This window comes from Streptomyces justiciae (assembly GCF_015163075.1).
Taxonomy (GTDB): Bacteria; Actinomycetota; Actinomycetes; order Streptomycetales; family Streptomycetaceae; genus Streptomyces; species Streptomyces justiciae.
Genome location: NZ_JADDXU010000004.1, coordinates 340709 through 357620, shown reverse-complemented (window position 1 = coordinate 357620; position 16912 = coordinate 340709). Strand labels below are relative to the sequence as shown.

18 protein-coding genes and 1 pseudogene are annotated in these 16912 nt (G+C 71.9%); 10 read left to right on the top strand and 9 right to left on the bottom strand.

Going from position 1 to position 16912, the window contains the following annotated elements; all coding sequences use genetic code 11:
- Nucleotides 1–93: 93 nt before the first annotated feature.
- Entirely contained in the window at nucleotides 94–1173 is a 1080-nt protein-coding gene (locus IQ210_RS14085; RefSeq protein ID WP_194079545.1) for an endonuclease/exonuclease/phosphatase family protein, read from the bottom strand.
- A 248-nt stretch (nucleotides 1174–1421) separates the two neighbouring features.
- Here IQ210_RS14085 and IQ210_RS14080 point away from each other — a divergent pair, with 248 nt between their 5' ends.
- Together IQ210_RS14080 and IQ210_RS14075 are read left to right on the top strand one after the other, a co-directional pair.
- On the top strand, nucleotides 1422–2117 hold the full coding sequence (locus IQ210_RS14080) for a response regulator transcription factor (RefSeq protein ID WP_194079320.1): 696 nt from the start codon (nucleotides 1422–1424) through the stop codon (nucleotides 2115–2117).
- Between the two features lie 10 nt (nucleotides 2118–2127).
- Complete coding sequence (locus IQ210_RS14075) at nucleotides 2128–3207, top strand: sensor histidine kinase (protein ID WP_322656362.1); 1080 nt, start codon at nucleotides 2128–2130, stop codon at nucleotides 3205–3207.
- Nucleotides 3208–3226: 19 nt separating this feature from the next.
- Here IQ210_RS14075 and IQ210_RS48225 read toward each other — a convergent pair whose 3' ends face one another.
- Nucleotides 3227–3484 (bottom strand): helix-turn-helix domain-containing protein, encoded by a 258-nt coding sequence (locus IQ210_RS48225; RefSeq protein WP_322656373.1) that lies wholly within the window; start codon nucleotides 3482–3484, stop codon nucleotides 3227–3229.
- Nucleotides 3485–3608: 124 nt separating this feature from the next.
- Nucleotides 3609–4076, bottom strand: a pseudogene (locus IQ210_RS48220) (ArsR family transcriptional regulator); the annotation flags it as partial.
- 401 nt (nucleotides 4077–4477) lie between these two features.
- Between IQ210_RS48220 and IQ210_RS14065 the strand changes: the two are divergent.
- From IQ210_RS14065 to IQ210_RS14055, 3 genes are all read left to right on the top strand, one after another.
- On the top strand, nucleotides 4478–4909 hold the full coding sequence (locus tag IQ210_RS14065; RefSeq protein ID WP_194079318.1) for a peptidase inhibitor family I36 protein: 432 nt from the start codon (nucleotides 4478–4480) through the stop codon (nucleotides 4907–4909).
- A 148-nt stretch (nucleotides 4910–5057) separates the two neighbouring features.
- Nucleotides 5058–5462: a nuclear transport factor 2 family protein gene (locus IQ210_RS14060; protein ID WP_194079317.1), complete on the top strand. Its 405-nt coding sequence runs from the start codon at nucleotides 5058–5060 to the stop codon at nucleotides 5460–5462.
- Between the two features lie 33 nt (nucleotides 5463–5495).
- Nucleotides 5496–6485, top strand: coding sequence for a threonine ammonia-lyase (locus IQ210_RS14055; RefSeq protein WP_194079316.1), 990 nt, complete (start codon nucleotides 5496–5498; stop codon nucleotides 6483–6485).
- A 12-nt stretch (nucleotides 6486–6497) separates the two neighbouring features.
- Here the strand turns inward: IQ210_RS14055 and IQ210_RS14050 are convergent, their stop codons facing one another.
- The gene (locus IQ210_RS14050; protein WP_194079315.1) at nucleotides 6498–7454 is read right to left on the bottom strand and encodes a LysR family transcriptional regulator; all 957 of its coding nucleotides are present in this window, start codon (nucleotides 7452–7454) and stop codon (nucleotides 6498–6500) included.
- 211 nt (nucleotides 7455–7665) lie between these two features.
- On the opposite strand from IQ210_RS14050, the gene IQ210_RS14045 reads away from it, so the two are divergent.
- The 3 genes from IQ210_RS14045 to IQ210_RS14035 all read left to right on the top strand — a co-directional run bounded on the left by IQ210_RS14045 (nucleotide 7666) and on the right by IQ210_RS14035 (nucleotide 10570).
- Complete coding sequence (locus IQ210_RS14045) at nucleotides 7666–8661, top strand: winged helix-turn-helix domain-containing protein (protein ID WP_228047725.1); 996 nt, start codon at nucleotides 7666–7668, stop codon at nucleotides 8659–8661.
- A 75-nt stretch (nucleotides 8662–8736) separates the two neighbouring features.
- On the top strand, nucleotides 8737–8883 hold the full coding sequence (locus IQ210_RS14040; protein ID WP_194079314.1) for a hypothetical protein: 147 nt from the start codon (nucleotides 8737–8739) through the stop codon (nucleotides 8881–8883).
- 175 nt (nucleotides 8884–9058) lie between these two features.
- Nucleotides 9059–10570: an FG-GAP repeat protein gene (locus IQ210_RS14035; protein WP_194079313.1), complete on the top strand. Its 1512-nt coding sequence runs from the start codon at nucleotides 9059–9061 to the stop codon at nucleotides 10568–10570.
- Between the two features lie 59 nt (nucleotides 10571–10629).
- On the opposite strand, the gene IQ210_RS14030 is transcribed toward IQ210_RS14035, so the two are convergent.
- The 3 genes from IQ210_RS14030 to IQ210_RS14020 form a co-directional block, all read right to left on the bottom strand.
- On the bottom strand, nucleotides 10630–11739 hold the full coding sequence (locus IQ210_RS14030) for a beta propeller repeat protein (RefSeq protein WP_194079312.1): 1110 nt from the start codon (nucleotides 11737–11739) through the stop codon (nucleotides 10630–10632).
- 2 nt (nucleotides 11740–11741) lie between these two features.
- A complete protein-coding gene (locus IQ210_RS14025) occupies nucleotides 11742–12809 on the bottom strand; it encodes a hypothetical protein (protein ID WP_194079311.1) in 1068 nt (355 codons plus the stop codon).
- A 123-nt stretch (nucleotides 12810–12932) separates the two neighbouring features.
- Nucleotides 12933–13877, bottom strand: a complete 945-nt coding sequence (locus IQ210_RS14020; RefSeq protein ID WP_194079543.1) for an alpha/beta hydrolase — start codon at nucleotides 13875–13877, stop codon at nucleotides 12933–12935.
- Nucleotides 13878–14081: 204 nt separating this feature from the next.
- Here IQ210_RS14020 and IQ210_RS14015 point away from each other — a divergent pair, with 204 nt between their 5' ends.
- Entirely contained in the window at nucleotides 14082–14600 is a 519-nt protein-coding gene (locus IQ210_RS14015) for a P-loop NTPase family protein (protein ID WP_194079310.1), read from the top strand.
- Nucleotides 14601–14624: 24 nt separating this feature from the next.
- On the opposite strand, the gene IQ210_RS14010 is transcribed toward IQ210_RS14015, so the two are convergent.
- The gene (locus IQ210_RS14010; protein ID WP_194079309.1) at nucleotides 14625–15191 is read right to left on the bottom strand and encodes a TetR/AcrR family transcriptional regulator; all 567 of its coding nucleotides are present in this window, start codon (nucleotides 15189–15191) and stop codon (nucleotides 14625–14627) included.
- Between the two features lie 101 nt (nucleotides 15192–15292).
- On the opposite strand from IQ210_RS14010, the gene IQ210_RS14005 reads away from it, so the two are divergent.
- Complete coding sequence (locus tag IQ210_RS14005; RefSeq protein ID WP_194079308.1) at nucleotides 15293–15754, top strand: nuclear transport factor 2 family protein; 462 nt, start codon at nucleotides 15293–15295, stop codon at nucleotides 15752–15754.
- Nucleotides 15755–15776: 22 nt separating this feature from the next.
- On the opposite strand, the gene denD is transcribed toward IQ210_RS14005, so the two are convergent.
- A complete protein-coding gene (gene denD / locus IQ210_RS14000; protein WP_194079307.1) occupies nucleotides 15777–16793 on the bottom strand; it encodes a D-erythronate dehydrogenase in 1017 nt (338 codons plus the stop codon).
- Nucleotides 16794–16912: the final 119 nt, after the last annotated feature.

Genomic DNA, 16912 nt, shown 5'->3' with positions numbered 1-16912 from the left:
CGCCGCAGTCTCCCCGCCCCGCGGCGGACCCTCGCACTGGCAGAACCCACGAAGATCCCTACGCCGTACCGGATGCGCCTACGAACGAGGTGTTCACCAGCTGATTCCGGCCGCCACCGGCAGATGGTCACTGCCCGTGGCCGGCAGCACCCACGAGCTCTCGGCCGCCACTCCCCTGACCATGATCTGGTCGATCCGGGCCACCGGGAACGACGCCGGCCAGGTGAAGCCGAAGCCGTCCCCGGCCGTCTCCTGGACCGAGCGGAGCCGCGAGGTGATGGAGTCGAGGGCGCGGTCGTCCGTGGTGCCGTTCAGGTCGCCGAGGAGGACGACCCGCTCGCTGCGGTCGGCGGCGAGGGCTTCGCCGAGCGCCTGCGCGCCTCGGTCCCGCGACTCGGTCCAGAAGCCGCCCCTGGGCATCACGCGTACGGAACCGAGGTGGGCGACGTACACCGTCAGCGGGCCGTGGTCGGTCGTGACGGTGGTGCGAAGTGCCCGTTGGTAGCCCATCTTCTCGTCCACCGGCTTGGTGTCGCCCAGCGGCCCGGCGTCCTGCTTGATGTCGACCGGCCGGGTGTCCGACAGCGGCAGCCTGCTCCACAGTCCGACCGTGCCCAGCACCGCGTGGTAGGGGTAGGTCTTCGCCAGTTCCTTCTCGTACGTCCCCTTGGCCTGCTCGGCCAGCTCCTCCAGCGCCAGCACGTCCGCCCCGGACGCGGCGAGGTCGCGGGCGGTGCCCGCCGGGTCGGCATTGGCGGCGCCGACGTTGTGACTGACGAGGGTGAGATCACCGCCGCCGTGGGACTTGTCGGTGAGCAGCCCGCCGAAGAGGCTCAGCCACACCGTCGTCGGCAGCAACAGCGCCACGGCGGCCGCGGCGGAGCGGCGCCACAGTGCCCCAGCGAGCAGTAGCGGGACGAACAGCCCGAGCCACGGCAGGAAGGTCTCCACCAGGCTGCCGAGGCCCCCGCGGTCCGTGATCGACGCGTGCAGCAGCATGACCAGGCCCAGCAGCAGCCCCAGCGCCGCGAGGACCGGCCCGCGCTTCCAGGGTCCCGGCCGCAGACCGCCGCGGATCGCCCGGCGAATGCCCTCACGCCAGGTGGAGGGGCCGGGGTCCCGCCGTACGGCGTCCTCCTCCTCGGTCCGCTGCGGGGCGTCGACCTGCACCATCGTCCGTCCTTGTCCCTTCTCGTCGCTGGTCACCGCTGCGTCCTCGGGTCCTGGATGGGGTCGGCAGGGCCGAGGGGCGTGCGGACGACTGTCAGGCCGACGGCGAGGAGCCGTCGCACCCGTCGGCTCGATGTCCGTGCCGGTGGCGGGGGTCGCGTCATGCCGCCAGTCAAGGCGGCGCGATGTTGCCGGGCCGTATGCGGTTTTCGATATGCCGACGATATGTGGGGCCTCGTAGCCTTGGGTCCATGCGTGTGCTGATCGTCGAGGACGAACCGTATCTGGCAGAAGCCGTCCGCGACGGACTGCGCCTCGAGGCGATCGCGGCCGACATCGCGGGGGACGGCGACACCGCGCTGGAACTGCTGAGCGTCAACTCGTACGACATCGCCGTCCTCGACCGTGACATCCCCGGGCCGTCCGGTGACGAGGTCGCCAAGCGCATCGTCGCCTCCGGCAGCGGGATGCCGATCCTCATGCTCACCGCGGCCGACCGCCTCGACGACAAGGCCTCCGGATTCGAACTCGGCGCGGACGACTACCTCACGAAACCCTTCGAACTGCGTGAACTCGCGCTCCGGCTCAGGGCGCTGGACCGCAGACGGGCGCACAGCAGGCCACCGGTGCGGGAGATCGCGGGGCTGCGCCTCGACCCGTTCCGCAGAGAGGTCTACCGGGACGGCCGGTTCGTCGCGCTGACCAGGAAGCAGTTCGCCGTGCTGGAGGTCCTCGTCGCCGCCGAGGGCGGGGTCGTGAGCGCCGAGGAGCTTCTGGAGCGGGCGTGGGACGAGAACGCGGACCCGTTCACGAACGCCGTGCGCATCACCGTGTCGGCCCTGCGCAAGCGGCTCGGCGAACCGTGGATCATCGCCACCGTGCCCGGCGTCGGCTATCGCATCGACACGCAACCGGGGGCCGGGGGCAAGGGAGGGGACCGTGGATAGGCAGCCCGGCGTGAGTGTCCGCCTCAAGCTCACGCTCAGCTATGCCGGGTTCCTCATGGTCGCCGGGGTCCTGCTGCTCGCGGCGGTCTGGCTGTTCCTGCTGCGGTACGTCCCCGAGCGGGCGATGCTCTACAACCCCGACGACAAGCTGAACGGCATCTTTCCCGTCCGGGGCGCCCTCCAGCGCGTCTTCGCTCCGCGGGCGGCCGCGGTACTGGGGTTCCTGCTGCTGTTCGGGCTCGTGGGCGGGTGGCTGCTGGCCGGCCGGATGCTCGCCCCACTGACCCGCATCACGGACGCCACCCGCCTGGCCACCCACGGCTCACTGTCCCACCGCATCCGGCTGCCGGGCCGCAGGGACGAGTTCCGTGAACTCGCCGACGCCTTCGACGCGATGCTCGCCCGGCTGGAGGCCCATGTCGCCGAGCAGCAGAGGTTCGCGGCGAACGCCTCGCACGAGCTGCGCACGCCGCTGGCGATCTCGAAGACGCTGCTGGACGTGGCGCGCGGCGACCCGCACGCCGACACCGGCGAGCTCGTCGAACGCCTGCACGCCGTCAACGCCCGGGCGATCGACCTCACCGAGGCGCTGCTCCTGCTCAGCCGCGCCAACCAGCGGTCCTTCGTCCCGGAACCGGTCGATCTCTCCCTCCTCGCGGAGGAGGCCACCGAAACGCTGCTGCCCCTCGCGGAGAAGCACGGGGTGAGCATCGAGACCGACGCCGACCTCGCCGTGACGAGCGGGTCCCCCGCGCTGCTGCTCCAGCTGACCACGAACCTGGTGCACAACGCGATCGTCCACAACCTGCCGGAACAGGGCACCGTGCGGGTCAGCACCGGAGTCCGCGGCGACACGGTGGTGCTCACCGTCGAGAACACCGGCGAGCAACTCACCCCGGAGCTGGCCGCGACCCTCACCGAACCGTTCCAGCGCGGCACCGAACGCATCCACGCCGACCACGCCGGCGTCGGCCTGGGCCTGGCCATCATCAAGACCATCACGCACGCCCACGGCGGAACACTCACGCTGACGCCGCGCACCGCCGGCGGAATTCGGATCACGGTGGAACTGCCGGCGTTCGATCCGTAAACCGACGGATGACGGCGCGTCAGGGAAGCGGGGCGCCGCCGGACTCGACTGGGTCCGTCTGCCGCAGGCGCCGCAGGCCTTCTTCGCCGCAGTCGTTGCGTCTGAGCAGGGCCGCGCCGAGCGGGGTCAGGGTGTGCACGACCGTGTTGGCGTACCGGTGGCTGGTGATGAGGCCGGCGTCGCGGAGCAGCGTGGTGTGGTGGCTGGCCGTGGTGGGGGTGACGCCGGCGTGCCGGGCGGCCTCGGTGGTGGTGGCACCGGTCGCGGCCGCGCGCAGAACGGCGGCCCGGGTGGGGCCGAGCAGGCCGTTCAGGGGCGGTACGGGGGACGGTCGGCGGGATGTGCTGGACGGGGTAGAGCAGGACGGGCGGGAGGCCGGGGTCGGCCAGGGCGACGGGGGCGTTCCAGCAGAAGTAGGAGGGGATCAGCAGCAGTCCGCGCCCGTCGAGGTGGACGTCGCGGCGCCGCGGGTAGCCCGGGATCTCCAGGACCGGGTGGCGCCAGCGGATCGCGGGCGACAGGCCGGCGAGCACGGCCTCGCTCCCGGCGCGCAGCAGCGTCCGGGTGTGCCGGGCCCGCTCGGCGTACAGGCGCTCGTGGATGTCCTCCTCGTGCGGGGCGATCACGGCACGGTGGTAGGCGCGCAGGGCGTGCACGAGCTCTCCCCGGGTCTCCCCCTCGGCCACCCGGTGCGCCCAGGCCGGGCCGCCCACCGTCCCGCAGAGCCGCGTCACCTCGTCGGTCACTCGGTGGCGCGGGGTCGCGAGGATGCTCTCCAGACCGGCGTCCAGGCCGTCGACGCCCTCGGTCGGGGTGAGGAAGTCCGGGAAGTAGCTGGCCCGTGGGAAGAGCGGCAGGAGCAGCGGCATGACGGTGCGGTCCAGGCCGGTCCGGTGGAGCGTCGAGCGGGCGGTGCGGTACCAGAGCGCGTGCGCCCAGCGGCCGTCGCGGGTCTGGAAACGGTGCAGGCTGGCCGCGACCTCCCACAGCGGGTGAGGCCCGGCCGCCACTCTGAGGCGGGTCAGGTCCTCAGGCGTGAAATGAAAGCGGAGCATCCCATTCCCCCGTCTCTCCCCGGCTGTCACCTGCGATGTTTCACCCCGCTCGCATGAGCATGACAGTGACGGGGGGTGCGCGGAACATGAGTTCACGCCAGCCGGGTCCGTCGAGCGAAACGGGGCTACGGGGCGCCCGGCACCGCCGTCGCAGGACCGCGGTCGACTCGGCGCCCACGGCGGATCACGGCACCGACCACCAGAAGGGGATCCGTATGTCCTCGCACGAGCACGAGAGCACGCCCGGAGCGCGCCGGTTCCGCCGACCCCTCGCGGTCGCCGTCCTCACCGGCGCCCTGGCCGCCCTGAGCCTGGTCGTGCCCAGCACGGCCAACGCCGCCGCACAGGCGTGGGAGTGCAGCAGCGGTGACGTGTGCGTCTGGAACGCCACCAACGGCACCGGCAGCCGGTGCGCCTGGACCAACGCCGACCCGGACTGGTGGAGCGGCTCCATCCAGTGTTCGTGGTCCGACACGCAGAACGCCCGCTCGGCCTACAACCGCGGCACGTCCTCCTCGTACGCCGGCGTCGCCTTCTACTCGGGCGCGAACTACACCGGCTACCTCGGCTGCCTGTCGCAGAACGGCGGCTTCGACAACGACTTCAACGTCAGAATCCGCTCCCACCGCTGGGTCTCCTCCTGCTGACCCCGCCCTGACGAAGGGGCCGGCCTCCACGAGGCCGGCCCCTTTCGCACGCAACGCTTCGAGCAGGATCGAATGCATTGCCACCCGTCCGGGACCGGAGCCTGATGGAATCGCACCGGACGAGCGACGACGAGCGAGGACGACACACATGGCAGCAGAATCACCGGCACAGACCGTGCAACGCCTGTTCCCGCTGCTCGCCGAGGGCGACAGCGCCGGGGCGGCCGCCCTGTTCGCCGACTCGGTGGACTTCTCGATCCCGCACCCGCCGGGCATTCCGTGGGTGCCGGAGGTCGACTCGGCGGACGGCATGCGGACCTTCTTCGATCTGCTCCAGACCCATGTCCAGGCCAAGGAGTTCGACCTCCGCCAAGTCATCAGCGACGGCGACGACGTGGTGCTCGTCGGGCGCATGGTCTCCGAGGTGAGGAAGACGGGCCGGGACATCGACACCGCCTTCGCCCTGCACACCACGGTCCGGGACGGGCGGATCACCCGCTACCACCTCTACGAGGACACCTACGCCGTCGCCCAGGCCTACTTCGGCGACTGACCGCCCGACGGGCGGTCGCTACGCTCGGGCGCCATGCGGCCCACACGCCTCGACACCGCTCGCATCCGGGCGGCACGCCAGGTGATCGACCCGGCGTTCCTCGACACCCCGCTGTACCGCTGCGACGCGCTCGAACCCGAGCTCGGCTGCGCGGTGAGCGTCAAGCTGGAGACGGCGAACCCGGTCCGCAGCTTCAAGGGCCGCGGCACCGAACTGGTCGCGAGCCGGCTCGCCAAGCACGGACCCGGAGCCGTGGTGTGCGCCAGCGCGGGCAACCTCGGTCAGGCCCTCGCCTGGTCCGCCCGCGACCGCGGCCTCGATGTCACCGTCGTTGCCTCGCGCTTCGCGACCCCGGCCAAGCTCGACCGGATCCGCGCGCTGGGCGCCCGGCTGGAGTTGGTGGACGGTGACCACGAGGCGGCCCGCGAGCGTGCGGCGGCCATCGCACGGCACGACGGCATCAGGCTCCTGGAGGACAGCCTCGACATCGAGACCTGCGAGGGCGCGGCGACCATCGGCCTGGAACTCGTGGCACAGGCGGCCGCTGTCCCGGCGTACGACGCCGTCCTGATCGCTCTCGGTGGCGGGGCGCTGGCGACGGGAGTGGGGCATGTGCTCAAAGCGTTGGCGCCCGGCGTCGAGGTGATCTGCGTCCAGCCGCAGGGTGCTCCGGCGCTGACCCTCTCCTGGCGTGCCCGGCGCGTCGTCACCACCGAGTCGGCGGACACCATCGCAGACGGTGTCGCCGGTCGGCACCCCATTCCCGCCGTCCTGGACGACCTCCTGCTGGTCGCCGACGACGCCGTCCTGGTCGAGGAGTCGTCGATCGTCGCCGGCATGCGGCTGCTCCTTCACCACGCCGGGCTCGTCGTCGAGCCATCGGCCGCGCTCGGCGTCGCGGCGATCCTGGAGGACCGCGACCGCTTCGCGGGCCGGCATGTGGTGACGATCGTGTGCGGCAGCAACGTGGACATGGAGGCGTACCGCCGCTGGACCGGTACGGGGCTCACGTCTGATCACTGAGCCCGGGCGGAGCTAGGACGCCCGTACCCCCGGTTCTGTGTTCCGCGCCTGTTGGAGGACCTGGCGGGCCACTTCGCGCAACGCGGCCACGGCGGGCTTGTCCCGGTTCTCGGGCAGCCAGGCCAGTTCGGCGGTGGAGACGCCCAGTTCCGGGACGTCGACGTAGGTGAGGCCGGCGCGCGGATACAGGCGGCGGGCGGCGGAGGGCAGGAAGGTGATGGCCTGTTGCTGGGTGACGGCGAGGACCATGGTCTCGGTGTCCCGGACCACCGGCCCGAAGCGGACCCGCGTCCCGTCGGGGCGCGGGTTGACCGTGAGGTGGTCCCACCACGAGCGCGGTACTTCCGGGGGCATGTCGACGACGACACGGTCGGCGAGCTGGGCGAGGGTGAGCACATCCCGGTCGGCGAGCGGGTCGTCGGCGGGTAAGCAGGCCACCCGGGTCTCCGTGGCCAGGTGCAGGGACTGCATGCCGGCCGGCAGCGGGCCGCGCAGGAAGGCGGCGTCGACCTCGCCGGTGCCCAGCCTGCTGAACATGTCGACGAACGTGAGGTTGCGGACCTCGATCTCCAAGTCCGGGTGGCTGCCGCGGAGTCGGGCGAGGATGGCCTGCGCGTACGGCATCGCGGCCTCCGCGCCGAGGCTGCCGATCCGCAGGCGTCCGCGGGTGGTGCCGGCATGGACGTCGGCGGCCTGGAGCAGCCGGGCCATGGCGTCGACCACCGCCCTCGCCTCATGGACGAGTCCCTGACCGGCGGGCGTGAGCCGTACGGCCCGGCCGCCGCGTTCGACCAGTTCGACGCCCAACCGCTGTTCCAGGGACCTGATCTGCTGGCTGAACGCGGGCTGGGTGACGTACACGCGGGCCGCGGCTCTCCCGAAGTGGAGTTCCTCCGCGAGGACGAGCAGCAGCCGGAGTTGGTGGATGCTCGGCTCACGTGTGCCGCCGGGCCCACGACCAGGACTCATACAGGGAAGTCTATCGAGATGGAGCCGATCCTCTCCGCCTTCTGATCTTTCCGGTGCGGGGCGGTCTGGACAGGATCGACACAGCTGCCGGGCGGACCCGCAGGCGATGACGGGGTCCTTGCCGCGGGGAGGGGACGGCAAGGACCCCGCCGTTGCACCGGTCGCCGGCGGCCCGCGCCGATCCGGATCTCATCGCCGTCGAGGACCACCATTGCTTCGCATCCACTTCGACTGGAGCGACCTGCAGAATGTGCGGATCGCTCAACAGCCCGACCCGCTGTGGGAGTTGATGTGCGCGATCTGCCGTTGGCAGACCCGCCAGGGACCCCTGTCCTTCGGACACTGGCGCAGGGAGACCACGCAGCGGCTGTCGCACGACGTCCGGGCCGCTCGCGCCCTGCGCACCCTGCGGACCTTCGTCCCGGCCTCCGGCTACATCCCCGACTTCCTCACACCCCCGCTCACGGGCGAAGGACTGGAGGCGGGGCTGGAGTCCGTCCGGGCGACCCCCCGTGGCCGGTTGCGGGCCGAACTGACCCGGCTCGCCGTGTCGACGCCCTTGCCGCGACGGGCGCGAGGGCTGTACGAGCCGACGCTCAGCTCGCTCATGCTGGTCGCGGACGTCATGCGGCACTCGTTCCGCACTCTGCTCGAACCGTACTGGGGGCATGTGCGGTCCGCGGTGAGCGACGACGTCTCCCTGCGGACCCGGGCCCTGCTGGACGGCGGAACCGCCGCCCTCCTCAACGGCTTGCGCCCGTTCGCCCGCTGGAACCCGCCGTACCTCGACGTCGACTATCCCGTCGAGCGGGAGTTACGGCTGGAGGGCCGCGGGCTGGTGCTCGTGCCCTCGTACTTCTGCTGGCGCCGGCCCACCGCACTGGCGGACCCCGGCCTCGATCCGGTGCTCGTGTACCCCGTCACCAAGCAGCCGATCGAGATCCTGCGCACCGGTGGGGAACGGCTGGACCGGCTGCTGGGCCGGACCCGCAGCGCCGTCCTCGTCGACGTGGCGGGCCATCGCACCCGTACGACGAGCGAGGTGGCGCGGTGCCTGCGACTGGCGCCGGCCAGCGCGAGCTACCAGATCGGCGTCCTGCGCGAGGCGGGCCTGATCGTGAGCCACCGCGACGGCAAACACGTGGAACACTCCGCCACACCACTGGCCCACAGCCTGCTGTCCGGCACCGGGGCGACGATTCGATGAGAGTCGAAACCATGGCAGCGCCCACTGTTTCGATGCCACTGTCCCTCTGACCACCGAGAGGAACAGGGGAACCAGATGAACCTCCGCAAGCGCCTGTTGGCCGTGGCCCTCCTGACCATCACCGGCCTGACCACTGTGACGGCTCCCGCCCTGGCCGTGCCGATGCCCTGGGAGACCAGCGGGACGGTCACCGTGCAGTGCGGCGCGCCTTGCTACGAGTAGGCGCCACCGCTCACCACGTACATCGGCGCCTCGCAACAGATGTCACCGGCGTGTCACAGCCCGCCCGGGCTCCACAACCAGTGGCGTGGCACCCATGTCGAACTCCGCGTCGGACCAGACCAGCCGACTGACGGAATCACTGACTGACCATCAACCTTCCACGGGGGAAACAGACATGGGCTTCACCCTGCGCACCACCCGCCGCACCGCAAGCTCCGCCGCCGTCGCCGCGGCCTCCTTCCTGGTGCTGGCGGGGGCCGGCATCCTGGCCGCGCCCACCGCGTTCGCGGGCGTTCCCGGCGGCACCGCCGCCGCCGACCGCAACAGCGACTTCAACGGGGACGGTTACGACGACGTCGTCACCGGCGCCCCGGACGGCACCGTCGACGGCAAGGAAGGCGCCGGGTACGTCACCGTGCAGTACGGCGCACCCAACGGGATCGGCACCAACACCACCGTGCCGAGGGGCCACGTCCAGCTCCTCAGCCAGTCCACCGCCGGCGTGCCCGGAACCTCCGAGTTCGGCGACCGCTTCGGGCAGGCGATCGCCACCGGCGACCTCGACGGCGACGGCTACGACGACCTGGTCGTCGGCACGCCCGGCGAGGACGAGGGCAGCGTCGAGGACGCGGGCCGGGTGACCGTCCTGTACGGCTCCGCCCAGGGCCTCGACACCGAGCGCACGTCGAGCGTCACCGCCGCCCGGTCCACCGCCGACGCCCGCTTCGGCCTGGCGCTCTCCGCCGCCCGGTTCACCGGGGACGTCGACGCCGACCAGCTCACCGTCCTCGACCAGACGGGCCTGAACGTCTTCACGTACCACGCGGGCGTCCTGCGCCAGGTCGGCACCCCGCACTCCACCGGCCACGCCCTCAACGGCGCCTATCTGACGACGGGCGACTACGACCACAACGGCTTCGCCGACCTCGTCGTCTCCGGCTACAGCCCCGACGACGACTACGCCAAGGGCTGGTCGGCCCTCTACGCCGGCGGCCCCGAGGGTCTGGCCTACCAGCGGGACCTGCACGGCGGTCTGGGCTCGGCCTCCGGCGACATCAACGGCGACGGGTACGACGACCTCGTCGTCGGCCAGCTCAGCGGCGTCGACGACACCACGGGCGACGCGGACGCCCCCGGTGGCCTCGTCGGCGTGTACTACGGCGGCGAGGACGGCCCCGCCGGAACCCAGGGCCCGGGTACCGCCGCGCAGTGGTGGTCGCAGAACTCCCCCGGCGTGCCCGGCACGGCCGAGCGCGGCGACGCCTGGGGCAACGACCTCTCCGTGGCGGATGTCGACGGTGACGGCCGCGCCGACGTTGCGGTCGGCGCGCCCGGCGAGGACGTGGGCACGGTCGCCGACGCGGGCGCGGTGTGGCTGCTGCGCGGCTCGCGGACGGGACTGACCGGCACCGGCTCGCAGTCCTTCGACCAGAACACCGCGAACATCCCGGGTACGGCCGAGGCCAGCGACGCGTGGGGCGCCCAGGTGCGGCTCGTGGACACCAACGGTGACGGCCGCGCCGAGCTCGTGGCCGCCGCGCCGGACGAGAACGCCGACGACGGCGCGGTGTGGCTGCTGCCCGCGAGCGGCAGCGGCCTGCTCGCCGAGGGCTCCCTCTCCTACGGGGCCTCCGCTCTGGGCGGCACCGCCCACGGCGCCCACTTCGGCTCGGTGATCGACGAGTAGGCTGCGGCGTCACTCCTGTCACGTTCAACGAGCCGCCGTGCGCGGCTCGTTGGGCGTTGTCAGCCGAACCGCAGGATGCGCGGAGCGAACGTGCCTTCAGGTCCATCCGCGCGGCCGACCGACCACACGGACGCCGTACCCGGCACCGGCGCCAGCCGCAGCGTCCGGGAGTCCCCCTCGCCGGCCACCGCCGGTTCGTCGTACCCGGCGAACGACTGCCCGTCCCAGGCGAGGAAGTCCGGTCCGGGGACCAGCGGTGGTGTGCTGCCCGGCGGGCCCCACTTCTGCGAGCGGGCCACCGAGACCCAGCCCAGCGCGCCGGATGTGGTGGGTGTCAGTGAGGTGATCCCGCCGAAGTCGGTGGGCACGGTCACCTTGTTCCACGTCTGCCCGTCGAAGCGGACCAGCAGCGGGGGGATCGGCCGCCCCGGCGGGCCGCCGACGAACCCGGCCGTGCCGCCCGCCCAGACCTCCGTCGGCGAGACGGCCAGCACGCTGCCCACGGCCGAGCGCGGGAACCCGTCCACGACGGTCTGCTGCCACGCCTGCCCGTCCCAATGCGACACCGCCGCACCCGAGTTGGTCTCCCCCGCGGCCCACACGTCGTCGGCGGCCAGGATGTGCAGGCCGTAGACCGTCCCGGGCGGCACCGGTACGTCCTGCCAACCGCGCCCGTCCCGGCGCAGCAGCACCTGCGCGCTGTCCCGTGAGCCGATCAGCCAGGTCTCACCGCCGCCGGCGACGGCCTTCGTCAGGACGACTCCGCGTGGCGCCCGGGTCTCGTACCAGGTGGTGCCGTCGCAGTGCAGCAGACGGGTGCCGCCCGCCGCGTCGCGGCCGACCGCCCAGACGGCGGTCGGCGAGCTCGCGGCGACGGACAGCAGCTCTCCCTGCCAGCCGATCCCGGACAGACTGTGCCGCTGCCAGGCGGTGCCGTCCCAGCGCAGCACCAGCGGGAAGCCCGGCGCCTCGCGCCCCACGGCGTCGGCGCCCACCGCCCACGCCCGGTCAGGACCGAAGGCCACGGCCTCGTTCAGCGCGGCCTGCGGGCGTACCTGTGCCGGGACCGGAACGTGCTGCCAGGACGTGGTCTCCGCCGCGGCCGAGGTCATGAGCGTCATGAAGGTCATGGCGACGGCGAGAGCGGCGACGAGAAGTCGGCGTGCCATGGTCAGCCTCCCAGCCGCTCGCTCATCAGGTTCGGTTTCGAGCCGTAGATCTCGACGGTCCCGAAGGACAGCAGCGCGGACCCGGCCCTCGCCAGGACACTCGGCTTGACGTCGATCGCGTTCGTGCGCTCCGGGCCGTGGGAGAAGCTCGTGCGTGAGCCGTCCACGCGTGCGTACTTCGACTGGAACGCGCGATCGCTGCGCATCGGGAGCCACAACGCGCCGTCCGGGCCGCGCACCATGCCACCGGTGTAGGTGTCACCCAGCGGCGGGTAACCGGTGCGCCAGGCATGCCCGTTGAAGGTCATCAGGTAGGTGCGGGACACGCCGTCGGTGTACTGGCTGCCGCCGATCGTGATCCGGCCGGACGGTTCGAGCAGCATCGTGTGCACATTGCTGTCCGGCGGCAGCGGCACGTTCGCGTCCCGCCACGCCGTGCCGTCCCAGCGCAGCACGGTCGTCCCGGTGCTGGTGTCCGCCCAGGCCCAGGCGTCGTCGGCGGAGCGCGCGGTGAGCCCCATCAGGAACAGCACCCCGTCCGGGGCGGCCTGGGACGTCCACCCGGAACCGTCGTAATGAAGCACCTTCAGCCCGGTGTCGTCCTCACCGACCACCCATGCGGCGCCCGGCACCGCGGCGAAGTCCTGGTAGGTCCACAGCGTCTGCGGCAACGGCACGGCATTCCAGCCGTCCGCGGACCGGCGCAGGATCTCCCCCGTCCCCTCGTGGTTGTGGAAGATCCACACGTCCTCGCCGACGAACTGCACCTTGCCGAGCCAGCCCAGCTCGGCGGCGCCGGGGAAGGTGGTGTCCCGGCTCCACGCGGTGCCGTCCCACCGGTACAGCATCGGCCGCAGTCCGTCGGCGGCGTGCTCGTACCCTGTCGCCCACGCTTCGTCCGGCCCGCGGGCGGCGAGATCGGACACGGTCACCGGCGGTGCGGCCGCCGGCACCGGCAGCACGGACCAGCTCGGTGTGAGGGGCACGGCCGGTTGTGCGACCGCGGCCGGTGACACGACCGCGGCACACGTGACGACAAGGCAGATGATGATCGCGCGGAGACCGTTCACGAGACCTCCCAGGCTGCGAAGGCCGCACACGGTATTGGCGTTCACCCACCCGTGAACAGACGGCATTTCGGCCATCACGGGCCCCTCTGGACGCTCGACGCATCCTGGTGCCTGCGGCTACGCCTACCGCAGGGCTCCCAGCAACAGGGGCAGGGAGCGGTGGAGTTCGCGCTCCCAGTAGGGCCAGTCGTGGGTGCCGGGACCGTAGAAGTCGGTGGTGAGCCGTACTCCGGCCGCCTTCAGCCGGTCGGCGACCGCGTGGTTCATCTCATTCAGCACCGCCTCGAGGTCGTCGTGGGCGCCGGGCGGGTCGAAGGGGCCGGCGGTGCCGTCGCCGCTCGACAGGAAGACGGAGGTCGAGCGCAGCCGCTTCGCGAGGTAGTACGGGTCGTGCTCCTCCCAGATGGCGCGCTGGGCCACCGGGTCGCCCCACATCGCGAGCGGGTCCTGACCGTAGTCCCGCAACAGGTCCATCAGGCCGTACGGGAAGTCGCCGTACAGGGGATGCACCACGCCGCTGTAGCTCGCGGCCGCCCTGAACATGCCGGGGTGGTGGGCGGCGTAGAGCAGGGTGCCGAGGCCGCCCATGGAGAGCCCGGCGATCACGCGGCGGTGTCCGGCGCCGTAGCCGTGCTCCAGCAGCGGGAGCACCTCACGCAGATGGAAGGTCTCCCAGGCCGGTGAGCCGCCCTTGCCGTGGTTCCACCAGTCGCTGTACCAGCCGTACTCCCCGCCCTCGGGCATGACGACCAGGGTGTCGCGCAGCTGGGGCAGCGTCGCGACGTCGGTCTGGCGGGTCCAGCTGTCGTACGTGTCGCAGCAGCCGTGCAGCAGCAACAGCACCGGCCAGCGCTGCTTCTTGCCGCGCTCGTCCCAGCCGTCCGGGGTGAGCAGCCGCACCTTGGCGGTCCGGCCCAGCGCGGGCGAGGAGACGGTCAGGTCGACGAGGCGGTTCCCCACCTTCTCCGCCGCGACGACCTTGGCGCCGCCGGTTCCGCCACCTCCCTCGCCACCGGCCGCCGCGGCCGCGGTCGCGGTCGCGGTCGCGGTCCCCGGCAGGATGGCCATGATCAAGGCGACCAGGGCGGTCCAGATCAACAGACGGACACGACCAGGGTGCACGGCGAGCCTCCACTTCGAGCGAACCGCTCGGTCAGGGATCGGTACCACCGGGGAGCGTACGGATCGATGGGGTATGGGTCACTACGCCATAGTGCTGAAGTCAGACGGAAGACAGAGTTCCAGCGGCAGTCGCGAGCAAGGAGTGCACTCTTGGACCAGATCTTGGTGGTGGGTGTCACCGGTGCGGGCAAGTCGACGCTCGCGCGAGCCCTGAGCGCTCGACTGGGCCTGCGGTACCACGAGATGGACGCGCTGTACTTCGACGGCCCCGGGTGGGCGGTCAACGGCGACCTGGCCGAGGACGTGTCACGGCTGACCGCCGAACCCGGCTGGGTCGTCGACTCCCTCGGTTATCCGGAGGTTCGTGACCTGCTGTGGGAGCGGGCCGACAGCGTGGTCTGGCTGGACTATCCCAAGCGGGTCGTCATGCCTCGCGTTCTCCGCCGCTCCGTGCGGCGCACCGTCACCCGTGAGCCCCTCTTCGGCGGCAACCGGGAGACGTGGCGGGGCTGGCTGAGCCGGGAGCACCCGGCCTGGTGGGCCTGGTCCCAACACGGGCCCCGCCGCCGCGAGATCGAACGCCGGGTCCACGATCCCCGCTTCGCCCCGCTGAACACCCTCCGCTTCAGCCGTCCTGAGGACACCGCGGCCTGGCTGGCATCCGTCTGACCGGCGGCGGGTCCTGAACGCCACTCACGCGCGCCCCGCGGCCGGCGCGAGCCCCGCGAACACGATGCCGAGCATGCGGGATTGCACCTCGTCGTCCAGCGACGCGTGGGCCACGGCCCGGGACGCGCCCACCAACAGGGCGTACACCTCGGGCAGTTCGACGTCGTCACGTACCGCGCCGGCCTGTTGGGCGCGGTCGAGGAGTTCACCCACCGCTCGGCTCAGGGCCCGTGAGGCTTCGGTGGCGTCGTTGTCGGCGGCGCCGCCCGCCTCCAGCAGGGCCTCCCCGAGGGCGATCTTCTTCGCCGCGTCGGCGACGAGATGGCGGAAGAAGCCGAAGAACGCCTCGCCCGGCTCCTGGGCATCGAGCCGCGTCTCGGCCTCCGCCGTGAGCCGGTGGAAGTGCCTGACGAGCACGGCCTCCAACAGGGCGGCCTTGGTGGGGAAGTTCCGGAAGACCGTCGCGATACCGACGCCGGCGAGGCGCGCCACCTCCTCGGTGGAAGCCGACTTCCCGCCGTGCCCGAAAACGTCCTCGGCGACATCGAGGACGCGCTCGCGATTGGCCTGCGCGTCAGCTCGCCGTGCCATCCAACCCCGTTTCCTCGTAAGAGCGTTGACTACCGGAGTGACGACTCCATATATTCGGAGTCACCACTCCGGATAGTAGCGGACCCATGCCAGAGGAGCCCATGTCCGAGGACCCCGAGCACCGCAGCCCGCGTGACGTCTTCCTCGCCCTGGTGAACGGTGTCGCGGAGGGCCGCTGGGAGGAACTCCCCGAGCTCTACGCCGAACACACCGACGTCGTCCACCCCTTCCACCCCCTACGCGCCGCGGCGCTGCGCACCCGCGAGGAACTGCGCGCGCACTTCGCCCCCACGGGCACCGGCCCGACCCTGATCCGCCGCCCAGCGAACATCACCGTCCACGAGACCGCCGATCCCGAGGTCGTCGTCGCGGAGTTCGAGTACCAGGGCACCGTCGCCGAGACCGGCGAGGAGTTCGCCCTCCCCGGCATCTTCGTCCTGCGGGTGCGCGACGGGCGGATCGTGAGTTCCCGCGACTATTTCGACCACCTCACCGCGGCCAGAATCCGCGGAGGCCTGGACACCCTCTTCGCGGCGCTGCACAGCGGCGACGAGTCCGGATGACACACAGCCCCAGAGCTGCCCTTCAGCCGAGTTGTCGTACGAGCGCCTCGGGATGGTCGGCGCAATAGTCCCGTACGACCGCTTCGAAGCTCGCGTCGGGTCGCAGGCGCAGATGCGCGGCGCGGGTGTTGTCGAAGTCGGCGGGCCAGGAGGCCACGACGGCCTCCACGGACGGATCGGGTGTGAACGTCACGAGGTCGGCGGTCTCCGGGCCGGTCAGCCGTCGCAGCGTGTCGAGCATGTCGGCGACCGAGACGGTGAGCGCGGGGACGTTGACGGGGGTCGGCCCCTGGATCCGGCCCGGCTCGTCGCCGCGTTCTGCTTCCGCGATGCGCAGCAGGGCCTGGACCGTCGTCCGCGGGGAGGCCAGGGCCAGCTTCAGCTCCGGGGCGACCGGGCAGACGGTCGGCCGTCCGGCCAGCGGCTCGCGGATGATCGCGGAGACGAAACCGGACGCGGCCGCGTTGGGCCGTCCCGGTCGTACCGCCACGGTCATCAGCCGGGCCACGCGCCCATCGACGTAGCCGCGGCGGCTCATGTCCGCGATGAGGTGCTCGCACATCAACTTCTGCGTGCCGTAGCTCGATCGCGGGGCCGGCAAGGTCGTCTCGCTGACCGTCGGAACGGGGTCCCCCGCCGCCGGCCGGCCGTAGACGGCGATGCTGCTCGTGAACACCACCCGTACCGTCGGCCCGCCGGCCGCCGACTGCGCCCGCGCCACCTCCAGCAGCGAGCGTGTCGCGTCGACGTTGACGCGCATCCCGAGGTCGAAGTCGGCCTCGCACTCGGCGGACACCGCCGCGGCGAGATGGAACACCACGTCCACCGGCTCGGCGAACACCTCGGCGAGGCGCTCGACCAGATCGCCGGTCACCACCTGTGCGAGCGAGTCCGCGGTCGGTCCGTCGTCGGGCGGAGCGGCGCGATCGACCAGCACCAGCCGGGTGATCGGTACGCCGGTGAAGGACCGTGCGCGCAGAAGTTCCCTCACCAGCAGGCGCCCCACGAACCCGGACGCGCCCGTCACGACGATCCTCACTCGCCTCTCCCCCTCACCAGACGCTCGGCAGCTCACACGATGACGCACCCCGTCGCCTGCCGACCAGTGCGCCCGAGGCGATACGTACGTCAGAGCGACGCGTGCGGCGCGAACGGGTG